This is a genomic window from Enterococcus sp. C74 (assembly GCF_040887125.1).
Classification (GTDB): domain Bacteria; phylum Bacillota; class Bacilli; order Lactobacillales; family Enterococcaceae; genus Enterococcus_B; species Enterococcus_B hirae.
This window is the reverse complement of record NZ_JBFOFA010000003.1, coordinates 1-16,524: the sequence shown is the minus strand read 5'-3', so window position 1 is coordinate 16,524 and position 16,524 is coordinate 1. Positions and strand designations below refer to the sequence as shown.

Genomic DNA, 16,524 nt, shown 5'->3' with positions numbered 1-16,524 from the left:
TTAAGAAATGCTCTATATAGAATGGCTTTATACGTTTTGATGTTGGTGAAGTTCACCAACATCTTTTCATTTTTCCCCCTTCATTTCCCTCATTTGATCCCTCCAGTAAAGAAAAACAATCAAATGTGTCCTCAATAAATATCCTATTCCATTCCTCACATCTAGTAAGTCCTAATTCAGTCGTTTTAAGAAATTGTTTTAGCATTCAAATTTCCCCTACTAGAAATGTGTCCTCCATTCTTATGAATCCAGTCGTTATACTAGTCACTTCTTATTTTTTTCGACCAACTATTATTCTCTAATAATAAAAACAAAGAACCCTATCAAAAAACTAAATCCCATCATTGACATTAGTACGAATTCGTATTATTATCATAAGTACGAATTAGGATTATAAAGGAGAGGTTCATAAATGGCTGAAAAACACACGAATCAACGAATTGGAAAAATAACTTCTACACTTGATGGTGTTTATTGGAAAATTTCAAAATTATCTGGTGTCAAAGAAAATTTATTTTGGCTCTTATATGTTTTAGACGATGGAGAATTCCATTCACAGAAACAAATCTGCGAGGATTGGTCATTTCCCAAAACAACAATCAATACGCTGATCAAAGAATGTGAATCAGATGGATACATTACTCTTAAAAATATTCCTGGGAAAAAACGTGAATTACAAATCTGTTTAACTGAAAAAGGTCTCCTCTATGCCCAAGAAGTATTAAAACCGGTATATGAGATTGAAAATAAAGCCCTTCAAGAAACTATGAAAATTGCACCAACTTTTATTGATGATTTTGAGAGATTTTCCAATGAACTCTTTTTCTCTTTAGAAGATTACTTAAAAAGGAGAAATGAATCATGAAAAAATTATTTTCCTTCTTAAAGTCATATTATAAAGAAACTATAGTAATGATCTTATGTGTTTTCATACAAGGATTTGGAACATTATATATCCCTACCCTCACTGCAGATATTGTGGATAATGGTATTCTTCAAGGGGATTTAGATTATATCTGGAAAATTGGTACGCTGATGATTTTGGTAGCACTTACTATCATGAGTTTTTCCATCTTTGGTACTTATCTTTCTTCAAAAATTTCTGCCTATCTAGGCCGTGACCTTCGAAATGCGTTATTTCAAAAAGCACAAAATCTATCAATAGATAAATTCAATGATTTCGGGCCAGCTTCAATGATCAGTAGAAATACCAGCGATGTAACAAAAATCCAAGAAGCTTTTTCTTCATCAGTTGAAATGCTCTTACCCGCTCCTTTCATGGCAATTGCTGGATTAGTTCTCACTTTTTCAAAAGATACTGGTTTAGCAATCAGCATCATGGGAATCATGGTGGTCATTCTTTTCTTAGCTTTTTTAATTAGCAAAAAAGCGATTCCTCTTCTAGCAAAACAGCAAACGCTTTTTGACAAGATGAATAAGAATATTAGGGAAAAAATTACTGGTGTCAGAGTCATTCGTGCCTTTAATCGTATGGATTATGAAAAGAGCCGTATGGATAAATCCTTTTTTGACTACAATAAAACAGCAGTTAGTATAAATAAACTATTTGCCATCCTCATGCCGATCATTACGCTTATCATGAATTTTTCTACATTGTTGATTGTCTATCTAGGAAATATCAGAGTAACCAATGGATCAATGCAATTAGGAGATATCATTGCCGTCATCGGATACTCTTCTATCATTCTTATGTCATTGATCATGGGACTTGCAGGAATCACTAGCCTTCCGAAAGCAAAAATAAGTGCAGATAGGATACTAGCTGTTTTAAATGTTGAGGAAGATGATTCCTCAGAGACTTCTATCAATGAAACTGCTGAAGTAACGGAAGTAATCAAATTTGATAAAGTGTCTTTCGGTTATGCAAATGCTGAAGAACCAGTGTTGGAAGACATTAGTTTTAGTGTAAAGAAAGGTCAAACTACAGCTATCGTTGGAAGTACAGGTTCTGGAAAATCAACAATCGCAAGTTTACTTATGGGGTTTTATCACTCTTATACAGGAACTATTTCCTATAAAGGGAAAAATATCAAAAATTTATCTAGTGCAGCCCTCCGAGAGGAAATTGGCTATGTGCCTCAAAAAGCTTTTTTATTCAGTGGCACGATTTTAGATAATCTTAAACATGGTAAGAAAGATGCAACAGATGAGGAAATCACTCATGCTTGTAAAATTGCTCAGGTCAATGATTACATTAACAGCTTAAATGATAGATTTGAAACATCAGTAGCACAAGGAGGAAATAATTTTTCTGGTGGACAAAAACAAAGACTAGCCATTGCACGTGCATTAATTAAAAAGCCTGAGTTATATGTATTTGATGATAGCTTTTCAGCCCTAGATTATAAGACGGATGCGAAACTTCGATCACTCTTGAAAAAGGAAACAAGAGAAGCCGCTATGATCATTGTAGCTCAGAGAATCAATACAATTATCGATGCCGACCAAATCATTGTTTTGGACGAAGGTAAAGTAGCAGGTATTGGCACCCATCAGACTTTATTAGAGACTTGCTTACCTTATAAACAAATCGTTGATTCTCAGTTTAGCAAGGAGGATATCGCATGAGTAACACGACCGTAAATGGAAATCCATCAAAAATAAAGAGTGTGAAAAAAACAACTTCTCGTCTGTACACTGATCTCATGGGACAAAAATGGAAACTACTATTAACTCTTATAGGTGTAGGGATTAGTTCGTTACTGAGTATAATTTATCCTTTGTTATTAGCTCAGGCTATCAATCTTATTGCCCAAGAAGTTCAATTACCTGTACAAACAAGTAACGCATTTACAATAGGCATACACTCAATGAATACGTTGCTGCTATTGCTAGTTGGTATTTTTTCCGCCAGAGCTTTGTTTAGTTATCTGCAACAATATGTCTTGGCAAGTGTTGCAGAAAATGTCACGCTTTCAATGAGAAAACGAATTAGTGAAAAACTGAATAGAGTGCCACTTCGATTTTATGATACACATAAAAAAGGAGATATATCCAGTCGTATCACTAGCGACCTTGAAAAAGTTTCGACAACCTTACAAGATGGAATTTCTCAACTGCTTTCTTCATTTGTAGCAATGATTGGTGCCTTGTTCATCATGTTTATGATTAGTCCTTTGCTGTCTTTGATTGTACTAGGCACTGTGTTCTTGAGTCTGGTAATTGCTTCAATGTTCACGAAAAAAACACAGGTTGCTCATGCTGAGAACCAGAAAGCTTTGGGAAACATGAATGCTCAGATCGAAGAAGCATTCACAGGAAATATAATTATTAAGGCGTTTAATATCCAAGATGAAATGATTCAGAATACTGCGTCTTTAAATGAAGATCTGTGTCAGAAAGAAAAAAAAGCAAAGTTCATTACTTACGTCATCAATCCAATCATCCAATTTATGAACCATTTAGGCTATGTTGTAATCGCAATTGGCGGGGCAATTCTTGTTTTAAATGGAAGTATTTCAATTGGGTATATTCAAGCGTTTTTACAATATATTGAAAAAGTATCTGAATCAGTGTCTACATTTGCCTATATCTCTAATTCACTTCAAGGAGCTATTGCCGCTGCTGAGCGGATCTATCAAATAGAAGATGAAATAGAAGAAATTCCTGAAACGAACAAACGCATTAGCTTACCTAAAGTCAAAGGACAAATGCGTTTTGAAAATGTTCGTTTCGGCTACAAAGAAGACATGATGTTGATGGATAACATCAATATTGATGTTAAAGCGGGAAGTAAAGTGGCCATCGTTGGTCCTACAGGTGCTGGCAAAACAACATTAGTTAACTTAATCATGAGGTTTTATGAATTAAATGGAGGTAAGATTTCTATCGATAATGTCAATATAACGGAAATGACTCGTCAAGAATTGCGTTCGATCATTGGGATGGTTCTCCAAGATACTTGGCTATCCTCGGGTACTATTGCTGAAAATATTGCTTATGGAAAAAGAGATGCTCCAGAAACTGAGATTATCAAAGCCGCTAAAGCTGCACGAATCGATCATTTTATACGTACCCTTCCTGATGGTTATCAAACTATTTTGGATGATGAAACATCAAATATTTCTGTTGGACAAAAGCAATTACTAACTATAGCTAGAGCTATTCTTGCAGATCCAGCAATTCTAATTTTAGATGAAGCAACTTCTAGCGTAGATACACGTACGGAAGCTGAAATTCAAAAAGCAATGGATGCCCTGATGAAAAACCGTACAAGTTTTATCATCGCACATCGTCTTTCAACAATTCAAGATGCTGATCATATTCTGGTCATGGACAAAGGAACGATTATTGAACAAGGAAATCACGAAGAATTGATTCATCAAAATGGGTTCTATGCTGATTTATATAATAGCCAATTTGCAGCCTAATCTAAGTGCTTGGTATCAATGCTCTTTCGACGAATGAAGAAACTAAATTATTGCAAGTAACGTATGGAGGAAGGTATGAAGATTTCAACAAAAAATGCGCTAACAAATGAACAAATCAAAACAGTTATATACAAACAATTTAAACATTCTGAAGTTACGAGTATCAAGCAATTTAAGGAAGGAACGCTGAATACAGTCTACCTAATAAAAGGCACCCAAGAATTACGCAACGGAGTAGTATTAAAGACTGCACCTGACGAAAGTGCTGGTTTACCTTTGTTAGAAAAAGGCGGACTTTACACAGAAGTTTATGTTTATCAGTTGCTCCAAGATCATCATGTCCCTGTACCCAAAATGTATGCATATGATTTTTCAAGAAAAGTGATTCCTTATAATTACATTCTATTAGAGTGTGTTAAAGGAAAAACTTGGTCCAACTATTTTTCTAATTACTTGCTTTTAAATAAATCAAGACCTGAGTTGATGAAAAAACTCGGGAAAATCAATGCTAAATTACATGGGATTGAAGGCAAATGGTTTGGCTATATCAAAGAAGAACGTCATTATCGTTACACATCTTGGAGTGAAGCATTTACAGCTATGGTTAGCGATTTGTTAGAGGATGCGCGAAAGCACGGGTACAAAATTCCGTATACTGAAATCTTATCTGCTATAGAACAAAGAAAAGAACTGCTGGATGAAATTCAAACACCTAAGCTTGTTAATTATGATATGTGGACTGGAAACATATATTTGGCACCCAAAAAAGAAAAGTTGACTATCTCTGGTATTATTGATTTTGAACGATTCTTTTTCGGAGATCCATTAGCCACATTCCCTTCATTCATGTTAGATAGATTAGAAAAAGATCCAAATTTCATCTCAGGTTACAGTAAAGTGATAAATGATCATTTTACGTTTAGTCAAGAAGATAAGATTAGGCTTGTACTCTATGACATCTATACTCATTTGGTAGAAATAGCATGCACCTATCGCTATCCGAAAATTGTAGCGGAAATATACAGATACTATCTAAATTCAAAAATTAAAACCTTTTTAAAAAAATTGAGCAAAAATGAATATGTTATCAAATAAAGAGAATTCCAACTAACAAAAAGAATTAAAATAACTTAAAAAGATAAGTCTAGCCAATCTATCTTAATGAAATATTTCTTGAAACCAAAAAATTAGGATGAATATAAAGGGTGAGGAAGCTTATGAATAAAAAAATAAAATTTCGTTTTGAAAACAATCAGTCTAATGATAGTTCATATGAAAATAAACAAATAAAATGGAGTTCATTAAATAAGACCGCAAAAACTAACGGACAACTATTTTTCATAAGTGATATTGATAAGTTAGAAATGGACATACAAAAATTTGCCTATGTGATTGATAAAAAAATTGTTGAATCTGAAGAAAATGCTTTGACTTTTCTGAGCAACAATCCTGAACGAATCCCTTGGTATATCAAGAAGTTGAAAGAACAATACGAGAATTGGAAAAGTTCATCGAAATAAGGGCTTGCGAATACTCTAAGCAATTGAGAATTTCTCTTTTGCTTGGAGTATTTTATTTTTCAGAAGAAACACGATATCTAATTACCTGTTATACCTCAATTCTTCTATTGTATTAGATAACATAGGTTCATCAGTTGGCTGTTAACAAGAAAATAGACACCGATGGTTAACCTTAGCCAAGCGACTAAAAATAAAGCAATTAAAAAACTTGCAGCACATCTAAACATTTAATGAACTTTGTTTGAGTGTTTATAGACACAAAAAGAATAGGATACACTTCATATTCGATTACAACAAAAGTGTCCAGAAATCCGTTGTCTTCTGAACACCCTCTGTTTACCTTTATAAAATAAAACGAACTAAATCAATTTCCTTGTTTAGGATAGCTTACTATTTTTCTGGTTCAATGTATGGAACAATCGGTACTGTTACACCAACAGAACTGCCTCTAACAAAGGGTTTGTCTTTTAGTTCTGCTAAATTCTTTGCTTGTCCTGTAATCATTACTCCTAAGACTTCTAGGTCATCTACTTTCTTATTTTCGTTTTCCTTTAGAAAATTTACCATTGCTTTATTATTCACAGAAGAAACGTGTGATTCAAATGAGCTGAAAAAATAATCTTTATCTGCTTCTGCATCAATCAGCTGATTCTTTTCATCAAAACTTAACTGAAAACCATACGTTGGCATACCGGAACGTCCTTTGCTTTCGTCTCTCTCTTCAGAAAACAAATACAACCAGACAACATTGACATTTTCCGGAAACATTTTTTTCACTTCACTATAGCGATAGGGCCGATCAAAGGAAATCGCTACTTCTGCAAGTAAATCATCCGTGCTTTTTAAATCCGCTAATTCATTTTTCACCCCACCATAATAGTTTTCAATCGTCGGATTGTAGAATGTGGCGACTTTTTGTTTGGTTTGACGATTATATTCATATGAATTTTTAAGGGAATGATACCAAGATGTCATCCGTTCATTATTGTCCACTTCGTTGCCAAAAACATTGTACTTACTATGTAAACTACTCCAGGGTACAATGTAGCCATCAATGTTTTTCGATTGGTTAGTTACGACCTCCCCGCCCAAAATTGAGCTGTTAGCAATCACTTGTGAGTCAATTTGTGTATTTGGTGACGCAATTGTTTGGTAAGCAAATAACGACTGATCTAGCTCATGATAATTTTTCGTAGCGACTTTATCTAATATAAAAACCAAGATACCCGACATCGTAAGAAAAATTATGATTGAAACACAACTGACCATTATTATCTGCTTTCTTTTGGCTTTTTTGATACTCCTATTCAAATCCATCACTCATCCTCCCAGTTTGCCTTTAATTTTTTTCGTGCTCTGTATAATTGTTTTTTCACGGTTTCTACTTTTTGATTTAACATACTCGCGATGTCCTCATACGATAGTCGATAATAATACTTAAAAATCAGTAATTCTTGTTCTTGCCTTTTTAGCGAGTCGATAATCATCCATAAATTTTCTGATTCATTAGTTCCATTCGACTGCGAGTCAACATAGCGAAAAATAAGCTCTTTTTCACGCTTCTTTTTCCTGAATAGATCAATATAGTTATTGAAAGAAACTCTAAAAAACCAAGGACGTAAATTATCCTGTGTCATATAGATAAGAGAAGAAAATATAGTATCATAGGTTTTAGAAACAGCATCTTCTGCGTCTTCCAACGTACTCCCCTTTTCTATTAGCACTCTGATTACTTCTTGCCCTAATAAAAGTAATACTTCTTCAAATGTTCCCTCCTGTTTCATTTCATTTTCTCCTTTCATCTATACAACGCTTGAACATCTGAAAAAGTGGACAAGAATATTCACTTTATCTGTCATTTCATTCTTAGAAACAATGACAAGTCACATACTTCATCACAAAGAACCTCTTATTATTATATCGTACCCTACGAAGGGTTTTATATTCCTATCTAGAAATCAGATATTTTCTGCATACTTTATTCTTGATCATTCCTTAAAACAAAATACACTTAACTATTTTGACTCTATTATTTATGTGGCTGATGAAACCGAGTTGATTGTTCAGACTCAGATTTGATTTTACTCCACTCATCAGTCCTTCTTGACAAAGAGCCGATTTTTAATAACCATGGTCAAAGCAAAACACAAAAAAGCTGAACCCTTATCCATCAAGGGTTCAGCCGTCATTTGAAGACTATTCTTCTTCTTCAGCCATGAACGTGTTGAATACTTCTTCAATCATGTCCCATTCTGCATCAGTTTCGATTTGTTCTAGTTCGCCTTCTGTGCCATCTTCATTTTCGACATAAGCATAGGCTTGCAACTCAACATCTTCATCTTCTGGTACACCAGCTGGATAAAGCAATACGTAGTTACGGCCAAATTCTTCTTGTCCATCAACTGTTAATAAAATTTCATATAACGTTTCGTTTCCTTGATCATCTACTAAGGTGATATGCTCGTGCCCTTCGTGATCGTGGTCATGTGTGTGGTTATGTTCTGTCATAAGTCTCCCTCTTTTCATTGAAATTAAAATAATTTTTTTCCTGAACCGTCTAAATAATTTTGTAAAATCATGACAGCAGCTAATTTATCAATCACTTTTTTTCTTTTAGCTCTTGATGTATTGGCTTGCTCAACTAACATTCGTTCAGCTTGAACTGTGGTTAGTCGTTCATCTTGATATTCAACTGGTAACGAGAACAATTCTTTAATTTTTTCTCCATAAGCCATTGAGCTTTCTGCTCTTGGTCCAATTGTATTATTCATATTTTTAGGTAAGCCTACGACAAATCGGTCTACTTCATATTGATCGACTAGTTCTTTCAAACGGTCAAAGCCAAACTCTTCCGCCTCTTCATCAATACGAATGATCTCTACTCCTTGAGCGGTCCAACCAAATGGATCGCTAACAGCAATACCAACTGTTTTTGAGCCCACATCTAAGCCCATTACTCTCATATACTTACCCCATGGTTTGTTAGATAATCTTTAACAATTACTTCCATGATTTCATCGCGTTCGTGACGGCGTATCAAGTTTCTTGCATCACGATAACGAGGAATGTAGGCCGGGTCTCCAGAAAGCAAGTAGCCAACAATCTGATTAATTGGATTGTAGCCTTTTTCTTCTAAAGCCCGATAAACGATCGCTAATGTCTCACTTACTTCTTTTTTACGACTATCGTCAAAACCAAAACGTACGGTTTCATCTGTAAAACCCATGATTCTACACCTCTTTCCCGCAAGGTATTCATTTACCTTCTACACTTTTATTTTACTCGAATTACCTTAAAACTACAAATAAATCTTAAAAAACTTCCGGTTAAATTAATAAACAGACTTCTCATTACTTTAACATATTTGTGATCAAATGTTCAGTTACTTGATCGTATCTTAACCAAAGTATACGCTATATTTAAATAAATATAAGCTTTTTCGATAATTCTTCAAAAAGTTCATACTTTTTTCGTATACTATCGAATGTCATTAGCTATTTTTTTCTCGCCTGTCCAGTATCATAGTTGATTTCATAACCCTCTTGAACGTTATAAATAAACACATTAAATTTTATTTTTTTATCTTCAATACTTTCTGCTTCTAATTGCACTCCTCTGGCAACTAATTCATTCCCCTTAAAATGTGGAGTGACACGATAACGAACGTGATGATTGGTTTCTTTGATATAAGCGGCAATATCATTTTCATGGACTAGCATATACGGCGCATTTAATGAACGAGTACCTGTCATCAAATTTTTGATGTTGTTGTTTTGTCCAGTCAATTGATAACCAATCAAATGGCTACGATTATAAAGCCATTGGCCATCGCTTAATTTTTTTTGTTTCCAACCAGTTGGATCAATATACAACGGCTCGCGTTTTTCTTTGGGAAAAAGGTCTTTTCCCAATAACGCATTGGCCGCACCTACACGGTTCAATCGATCAATATTTGAATAGCTTTGCCATGTTCCTTTAGCTAAGCTCAAATCTTCTTCAGTGAAATCCGGACGATTCTGATTGATCTCAATTTCTTGATGCTTCCCATCATATTCTGGTACGTCTGCTACTTTTGACGCTTGTGGGGTTGAGTCAAATAACCCAGTAATTTGTTGAACGATATCTGAATTTTTTTGTGTTGATAGTCCTAGTGCCCCTGCTAAAACAGCAACAACCACACCCAGAATGGCTTTTGTTGATTTTTTCTGCATTTCTTTACTCCTTTTCTAAACAACTATTCTAAACTTTAACATACGTTCCCCTTTTTTAAAATATTTAAACTTATTTTATTCCATTTATTTCTACCTTTAATTCTCTATACTAATTAAAAATTGATCTCTTCTTAAAAAGAATACGTCATAAAAAATCATTGATCTTAAAACAGTATGTTTTCACTTAATCAAGCAAAAAATGCCTTGTGACTCAAAAACAAAAAACAGTATTGATCAAACAACATGTGATCAATACTGTTTCTCTTCATTCTTATCGTTCGTTTAAGCGGGTGACGGGAATCGAACCCGCGACATCAGCTTGGGAAGCTGGGATTTTACCACTAAACTACACCCGCATCTTACAAAAATCAGTATACGCCTCTTTCTTTTCATACTCAAGTATTTATTTATTTCTCTTTTATTTAGTCATTTGTAGTAAAATAAAAGCAACAAATGAACTATTGGAGAAAATATTATGACAGAAAAAGAGTTGGATTTATTACTTGATACTTGTTTATTAGCTGGCAAAATCATGATGGAAAGCAATGCTGAGATGTACCGAGTAGAAGACACAATGAGCCGAATCGCTCTTGCTTCTGGCAATTATCGCCTGGTCAGCTATGTTACTCAAACGGGTTTGTTTATTGGTCTTGACCGTACGTCAACCATTAGAATGGAACAAATCACCAATCGCTCCATTAATCTGGAAAAAGTTGTCAATGTCAATAATCTTTCTAGAAAATATGTTGCTGGTGAGTTAACTTTGAATGATCTCTACATTGCCTTACAAGCCATTGAAAAAGATCGGTCATTTTTCCCAGTATGGCTTCAAATTTTAAGTGCTGCGGTGATTAGCGGAACGATCATGGTATTATTTGGTGGAGAAATGAGTGATCTACCAATCACTTTGATGATCGGCGGTATCGGCTATGCGATTTACTTATATAGTTTAAAATTTTTTCGGATCAAATTTTTGTCAGAGTTCTTATCCTCCTTGTTAATTGGTCTTACAGCTATTCTCAGCGTTCGTGTCGGATTAGGTGCCAATCAGGATTTGATCATCATCGGTTGTGTCATGCCCCTTGTTCCTGGAGTACAGATTACAAATGCTATTCGGGATTTACTAGCTGGACACTATGTTTCTGGAGTTTCTCGTGGTACAGAGGCCATGATGACTGCCACAATGATCGGATTTGCGATTGCCTTTATCTTCCAACTTTTTTATTGAGAAAGGAACATGATGATGTGGAATCTATTTATTCAATTTTCTTTTAGCTTTTTAGCCACAGCGGCTTTTGCGATCATCACCAACGTTCCTAGACGTGCCTTGATTTGTTGCGGGCTCTCTGGTGCCTTTGGCTGGATGATCTATTGGGTATGTGTGGACTTAGGTGGTACGCCGGCTTTTGGTTCGTTACTGGGTTCTTTAGGTGTTGCATTTATCAGTGATCTTTTTTCTAAACGATTAAAAATGCCTGTAACCATCTTTAATATCCCTGGCATGGTACCACTAGTTCCTGGAGGTCTGGCTTATCAAGCAGTGAGAAATCTAGTAACTGGCTCGTATCAGGCAGCTGCAAGTTATACAGTTCAAGCGATCATGATTGCTGGTGCTATTGCTTTAGGACTCGTTTTATCAGAGGTCTTCAACCACAATATCCGAAACTTCAAATTAAAACGAGAAGCCATTTTTTTGAAACGAAAAAAAAGAACAACTAAAAACATTCATAAATGAAAAAGTAACGGCGAAAATAATCGTGCCATGAATAAAAAACCAAAGTATCTACAAAATAGGCAAGCTACAAGCTATTTTCAAGCACTTTGGTTTTTTATTGTCACATCAGTTGTTTTTGTCACTAATCATTTTAGTCTTTGCTTTAAAATGACCGATACACATATTGATTTTTAGGTGCCTCGATTTTGGTTAGAGTATTGACCTCTACAACTGGAATGTCCCGTTTGAAGGGTTCATAGTAGTCAGATTGGATGGTGCCTTCTACTTTATACCACTCATCATTTTTGACATTCGTTCCTTCCGGCATATGTGTCAATAGACCGAATACACCTGAGTCAGCAACGCAATGGATGATTCCAAAACGGAATAAGAAATTATCTTCTTTCTCCCCATCTGGCGTTTTATACACAAAGCCTTCATAAGAGATTTTTTTCCCAATAAATTCACTTGGGTAATTATAAATCAATTCCATGACTTCCAAGTAATTCTCATCAGTGATCTTAATAAGCTGTTTGTCATCATATTTTTCTTTTAATTTTTTCATCTGATCCAAATAGTCAGACTTGTTAAAATAAATGCTCGTATCAGGCTTTAAATATTGTGTCTGCATTTCAGGGTCTCCAACCGACTCCTTACTTATTGGAAAATTGAATCCTTTTGCTTCCACAATCGTCGTATCTAAACTGACTGTCGGAAATAAAGTACCGACAATAACAGGTAAAGCCAACAGAACATAAGCGATCACTCGTTGTGAGGGTTTGGTTAACCCGTGATCGTGATCATGATCGTGGTGATGGTGTACTTCTTCATCTACCTGTTTTTTCCCTTTTACTGAATCACTCTTGACCCAAATATACAATTGGACCAATGCAAGTAAAGCAGATAAAATCATCGATAAAATAGCCAAATAACGATAATGAACATTGATGTACTGATCTAATTTCCCAGATACTTGTAAATACATCATTAGCTCAAAATAACCAGATAATATCAAAAATCGTATCATACTGCTCCTCCTAGATAAATAATGTAAAACCAATCACACTAACGGCTATCAAACCAATGAGCATCAAAATAAAGCGACCATTAAAATAGCGTTTCATCATCAAAAGGTTTTTGATATCCACCATTGGTCCAAATACTAAGAATGCCACCACAGGAGCTGTACCAAAAAGGCTGAGTAAGGAGGACCCGATGAACGCATCTGCTTCCGAGCATAGGGACATCGTAAAAGCTAGAAGAAGCATGATAATAATTGCTAGTAGTTTGGTTGAGCCCAGTGTCAACATGACACGAGTTGGCAAGTAAGTTTGCATACTAGCGGCAATCAGACCACCGACAATCAGATACCGACCCGTATCAAAAAATTCATCGATTGAATGTGTGAGGACATGACCTGTTTGCTGACTAAGTTGCTTGATTCTCCCAATTTTGACCTCCTCGTGTTTATTGGTACCATGGGTGTGGTCATGATGATGGTTGTGATGATGGTTATGATCGATTGTTTGTTGGATCTTCGTTTTCAATACACTTTCTTTTTGAAAATAAGCGAGCCAGATACCAATGATCAACGCTACCACAAAGCTTCCAACCATTCGCCAACCGGCCATTTCCCAAGAGTTCCCAAATGCAATAAAAGTAGAAAAAATGACGATTGGATTGATAATAGGTGCTGTTAACATAAATGCAAAAGCGGTATGCACAGGAACTCCTTTTTTGACAAACTGATGAACGATCGGTACGATCCCACATTCACAGGATGGAAAGAAAAATCCTAAAACAGAACCAGTCAAAATGGATAAAAAGCGATTATCTGGTAACCAGCGTTTGACTCGCTCAGGTGTTAAAAAGACTTGTAGTGCCCCAGAGATGAGACAGCCTAATAGTACAAATGGTAAAGCTTCAATAACGATTGATAGAAAAATCGTACTCATCTGCAATACCGAATTTGGTATAAAAGAAAACATTTTTTCGCTCCTTACTATAAACATCATTTGCCAGAATAATATACGCTTTTCGCTAAAAAAAAACAAGGTTACTTCTATTTCTTACCTAACTCTTATCTTTTATTTGATAAAAATAAGACAAGTTAGTTGACTTTTTTTCTTATTGTGATTAAATTGGTTCACGAAATTAGGTTGAGACAAAAGTGTTTATCATCAAGAAATAAGAAGGAATTTCCGAAAATTGACAAGAAACACAAAAACTAGTTTTTGATGTTGATTGTTACCTACTTGGTGCTTCTCAAATTTTTGGTAAATTTCGGCAAATTTTCCGAAGATGCTACTTTTGTCTCACCGTGAACAAGAGGTCGTGAAAAGAGTGTTTTGACCTGAGCGTTAAGGATGAAAATCTCGAAACAGCCCCCCATGTTTTGAGATTTTTTGACTTATCGCCGAAGGTCAGCTCTTTGAACACCGTTTATTCGTTTTTAGAGATACTAGAAGAGACTGAGACAAGTTTTGTCCCAGTCTCGCTGTTTTGATTAGGAAGGACGTTTTTTATATGAAAAAAACCACGAATCTATCAGAAGTACATCAGTCATTAGCACAAGATGAAACGGTAGTTCTTTACTTATCTATGCCAAATTGCAGCGTATGTCATGCTGTTCTTCCTCGTTTGAAGAAATTATTGGATCAGTATGATTTTCCTAGTTTTCATTTAGATGCTGTGGAAACACCTGAAGTAGCTAGCGCCTTTCAAATATTGACTGCTCCTGTTATTTTGATCTACCATAAAAATAAAGAAGTCGAACGACAAGCACGCTTTATCAATTTTGCGAAACTAGAAACGTTGCTGGATCAGTTAAATAACTCTGATGAAACGATCAGCTATGAAGAATTGTTTCAGTAATCGTTGTCTTAACCTATACTATAGCCATATGAAGACAATTAATGCGCGCTAACCTTTAGATAGGATAAAATACCTCTTAGGTTTACTTAGGTTTGCTTAAGTTCCCTTCATCTTACTATGGGCGAAATTTTGGAAATTCGTTCTAGTATTTTTTTCACTATGGTTTATTTAGCTATGTAGTTGACATTACGTAAAAACACCATAGAGGTTGAACTTCATTCAATCTCCATGGTGTTTTAATATTTGAAATCTGCGGGTAACATTGCACCGCACTAATTTCATAGTACTTCTCGCACTCGCTCTAGATTTTGAGATTTCGTGTATATTGATCTGGATTTCTCACTTGCAAACTCTCAACAACTAGCTGATTACGTCGATTCAAGTGTCCTGTAACAGCAATGTTATATTTTCTTTCTTCCATCATCATCAACTTATCCGCAATCTCGACATTTGCAACAATACAATTAAGTGGCTGATGAATGGTTTCCAATGTAAACCGAACAAGCAATGGTTGCGTCTTTATCACTCTGATCTTATCAAGTAAACCTACATATGTTTTCACATTGATCACCTCGATAATCGTTAGAAAAAGTCTCAAATCAGTTAAATTTTCATTGAAATCAAATGGTCATTACCAAGAAAGAAACGTTCTTTCCTATGCAATTCGGACATAACTTTCTTTCAAAAAATATCTTTTTCGATACAACTAGTCCAAGTCGTGAAATTGTCGATATACTTCTTGCTTTTTGAGTCCGTTTTTCACAGCAACAGCTTTAATGGCTGCATTTGTTTTTTCCCCAAGAGCAATCAACTGTTCGACTTGTTCTTTCAATGATCCTTCAATTTGTGTTTGTGGCTCTTCACTTCCAGTATTTCCTTCAACCAATAAACAGCATTCTCCCTTTACAGGGTGTTCTTCAATGTAGTCTAATAACTCTTCAATGCTTCCACGTAAATATTCTTCATGGATTTTTGTTAATTCTCGACACAAAACAACTTGACGGTTACCAAAAACAGTCAACATATTCGTTAAAGTTGCACTGATCCGATAAGGAGATTCGTAAAAAATCAATGTAGCTGTGTATTCTTTCAATGTTTCTAACGTTGTTTGTTGTTCTTTTTTCTTTCTTCCTAAAAAACCATAAAATAAAAATGGCTGAGGTAACAAGCCTGAAGCAATCAACGCAGTCATCCCAGCAGTTGGTCCTGGAATAGCGACTACTGGAATCCCCGCTTGGATGCAAGCAAGTACCAGCTCATGTCCTGGATCGCTAATAGAAGGCATCCCAGCATCACTTACCTGTGCAATCGAGCGACCAGACATCAACTCAGCGATCAATTGCGGAATTCGTTCCTTATAGTTATGTTCATGTAAACTTTTTTGCGGTGTCTGGATCTCAAAATGATTCAGTAATTTTTGGGTATTTCGTGTATCCTCACTGGCAATCAAGTCTACTTCTTGTAATATCCGTACACTACGATAAGTCATATCTTCTAAATTGCCAATCGGAGTCGGTACTAAATAAAGCGAGCCAGTTTCATGATGTCCTTTAAAACTTTTTTGATTAAGCATGATTTATTCTCCTGTGTAAGAGGTCGTGAAAAGAGCGGTTTGACCTGAGAAATAGTGAAGAAAACTGAAAAATAGCTTCTCATATTTTGCAGTTTTTTGAACTATTATCAAAGGTCAGCTCTTTGAACGCCGTGTAAGAGGTCGTGAAAGAAGCGGTTAACTCCGAGCAAATAAGAGAGGATTTTTTAAAATAGCTTCCCATATTTTAGAAAATCATCGCTTATTGCTGAGGAGTTGCTTC

Annotated in this window: 18 protein-coding genes and 1 tRNA gene; 8 read left to right on the top strand and 11 right to left on the bottom strand. The window is 35.3% G+C overall.

Features of this window, described 5'->3' with window-relative positions:
* The first annotated feature begins 412 nt into the window (after positions 1–412).
* The 5 genes from AB3H93_RS04600 to AB3H93_RS04580 all read left to right on the top strand — a co-directional run bounded on the left by AB3H93_RS04600 (position 413) and on the right by AB3H93_RS04580 (position 5,911).
* Positions 413–865 (top strand): MarR family winged helix-turn-helix transcriptional regulator, encoded by a 453-nt coding sequence (locus tag AB3H93_RS04600; protein WP_010718669.1) that lies wholly within the window; start codon positions 413–415, stop codon positions 863–865.
* Complete coding sequence (locus tag AB3H93_RS04595; protein WP_178305763.1) at positions 862–2,589, top strand: ABC transporter ATP-binding protein; 1,728 nt, start codon at positions 862–864, stop codon at positions 2,587–2,589. The genes AB3H93_RS04600 and AB3H93_RS04595 overlap by 4 nt, the downstream gene beginning before the upstream one ends.
* Positions 2,586–4,391, top strand: coding sequence for an ABC transporter ATP-binding protein (locus AB3H93_RS04590; protein WP_178305762.1), 1,806 nt, complete (start codon positions 2,586–2,588; stop codon positions 4,389–4,391). Before AB3H93_RS04595 ends, AB3H93_RS04590 begins: the two co-directional genes overlap by 4 nt.
* Positions 4,392–4,466: 75 nt before the next feature.
* The gene (locus AB3H93_RS04585; RefSeq protein ID WP_178305761.1) at positions 4,467–5,486 is read left to right on the top strand and encodes a phosphotransferase family protein; all 1,020 of its coding nucleotides are present in this window, start codon (positions 4,467–4,469) and stop codon (positions 5,484–5,486) included.
* A 122-nt stretch (positions 5,487–5,608) separates the two neighbouring features.
* The gene (locus AB3H93_RS04580) at positions 5,609–5,911 is read left to right on the top strand and encodes a hypothetical protein (RefSeq protein WP_010718673.1); all 303 of its coding nucleotides are present in this window, start codon (positions 5,609–5,611) and stop codon (positions 5,909–5,911) included.
* A gap of 390 nt (positions 5,912–6,301) precedes the next feature.
* Here AB3H93_RS04580 and AB3H93_RS04575 read toward each other — a convergent pair whose 3' ends face one another.
* The 7 genes from AB3H93_RS04575 to AB3H93_RS04545 all read right to left on the bottom strand — a co-directional run bounded on the left by AB3H93_RS04575 (position 6,302) and on the right by AB3H93_RS04545 (position 10,478).
* Positions 6,302–7,228, bottom strand: a complete 927-nt coding sequence (locus tag AB3H93_RS04575; protein WP_178305760.1) for an anti sigma factor C-terminal domain-containing protein — start codon at positions 7,226–7,228, stop codon at positions 6,302–6,304.
* The gene (locus tag AB3H93_RS04570) at positions 7,228–7,695 is read right to left on the bottom strand and encodes an RNA polymerase sigma factor (protein WP_010738038.1); all 468 of its coding nucleotides are present in this window, start codon (positions 7,693–7,695) and stop codon (positions 7,228–7,230) included. The genes AB3H93_RS04575 and AB3H93_RS04570 overlap by 1 nt, the downstream gene beginning before the upstream one ends.
* Before the next feature lie 412 nt (positions 7,696–8,107).
* On the bottom strand, positions 8,108–8,419 hold the full coding sequence (locus AB3H93_RS04565) for a DUF1292 domain-containing protein (protein WP_010718676.1): 312 nt from the start codon (positions 8,417–8,419) through the stop codon (positions 8,108–8,110).
* A 23-nt stretch (positions 8,420–8,442) separates the two neighbouring features.
* Positions 8,443–8,874, bottom strand: coding sequence for a Holliday junction resolvase RuvX (gene ruvX, locus AB3H93_RS04560; RefSeq protein ID WP_010718677.1), 432 nt, complete (start codon positions 8,872–8,874; stop codon positions 8,443–8,445).
* Positions 8,871–9,137 (bottom strand): IreB family regulatory phosphoprotein, encoded by a 267-nt coding sequence (locus AB3H93_RS04555; protein ID WP_010718678.1) that lies wholly within the window; start codon positions 9,135–9,137, stop codon positions 8,871–8,873. Before AB3H93_RS04555 ends, ruvX begins: the two co-directional genes overlap by 4 nt.
* Before the next feature lie 268 nt (positions 9,138–9,405).
* Positions 9,406–10,122: a DNA/RNA non-specific endonuclease gene (locus AB3H93_RS04550; RefSeq protein WP_178305759.1), complete on the bottom strand. Its 717-nt coding sequence runs from the start codon at positions 10,120–10,122 to the stop codon at positions 9,406–9,408.
* Positions 10,123–10,407: 285 nt separating this feature from the next.
* Positions 10,408–10,478: transfer RNA gene (locus AB3H93_RS04545), tRNA-Gly, on the bottom strand.
* 119 nt (positions 10,479–10,597) lie between these two features.
* Here AB3H93_RS04545 and AB3H93_RS04540 point away from each other — a divergent pair.
* The gene (locus AB3H93_RS04540) at positions 10,598–11,350 is read left to right on the top strand and encodes a threonine/serine exporter family protein (RefSeq protein ID WP_010718680.1); all 753 of its coding nucleotides are present in this window, start codon (positions 10,598–10,600) and stop codon (positions 11,348–11,350) included.
* A gap of 15 nt (positions 11,351–11,365) precedes the next feature.
* Positions 11,366–11,857 (top strand): threonine/serine exporter family protein, encoded by a 492-nt coding sequence (locus AB3H93_RS04535; RefSeq protein ID WP_034699026.1) that lies wholly within the window; start codon positions 11,366–11,368, stop codon positions 11,855–11,857.
* A 142-nt stretch (positions 11,858–11,999) separates the two neighbouring features.
* Here the strand turns inward: AB3H93_RS04535 and AB3H93_RS04530 are convergent, their stop codons facing one another.
* Both AB3H93_RS04530 and AB3H93_RS04525 read right to left on the bottom strand, forming a co-directional pair.
* On the bottom strand, positions 12,000–12,863 hold the full coding sequence (locus AB3H93_RS04530; RefSeq protein WP_010718682.1) for a TIGR03943 family protein: 864 nt from the start codon (positions 12,861–12,863) through the stop codon (positions 12,000–12,002).
* A 10-nt stretch (positions 12,864–12,873) separates the two neighbouring features.
* Positions 12,874–13,824, bottom strand: coding sequence for a permease (locus tag AB3H93_RS04525; RefSeq protein ID WP_010738040.1), 951 nt, complete (start codon positions 13,822–13,824; stop codon positions 12,874–12,876).
* 538 nt (positions 13,825–14,362) lie between these two features.
* Here AB3H93_RS04525 and AB3H93_RS04520 point away from each other — a divergent pair.
* Positions 14,363–14,710 (top strand): thioredoxin family protein, encoded by a 348-nt coding sequence (locus AB3H93_RS04520; RefSeq protein ID WP_002328072.1) that lies wholly within the window; start codon positions 14,363–14,365, stop codon positions 14,708–14,710.
* Positions 14,711–15,011: 301 nt separating this feature from the next.
* Here AB3H93_RS04520 and AB3H93_RS04515 read toward each other — a convergent pair whose 3' ends face one another.
* Complete coding sequence (locus AB3H93_RS04515) at positions 15,012–15,272, bottom strand: hypothetical protein (RefSeq protein ID WP_002328071.1); 261 nt, start codon at positions 15,270–15,272, stop codon at positions 15,012–15,014.
* Between the two features lie 144 nt (positions 15,273–15,416).
* Positions 15,417–16,283 (bottom strand): 16S rRNA (cytidine(1402)-2'-O)-methyltransferase, encoded by an 867-nt coding sequence (rsmI, locus tag AB3H93_RS04510; protein WP_010718684.1) that lies wholly within the window; start codon positions 16,281–16,283, stop codon positions 15,417–15,419.
* Positions 16,284–16,524 lie beyond the last annotated feature (241 nt).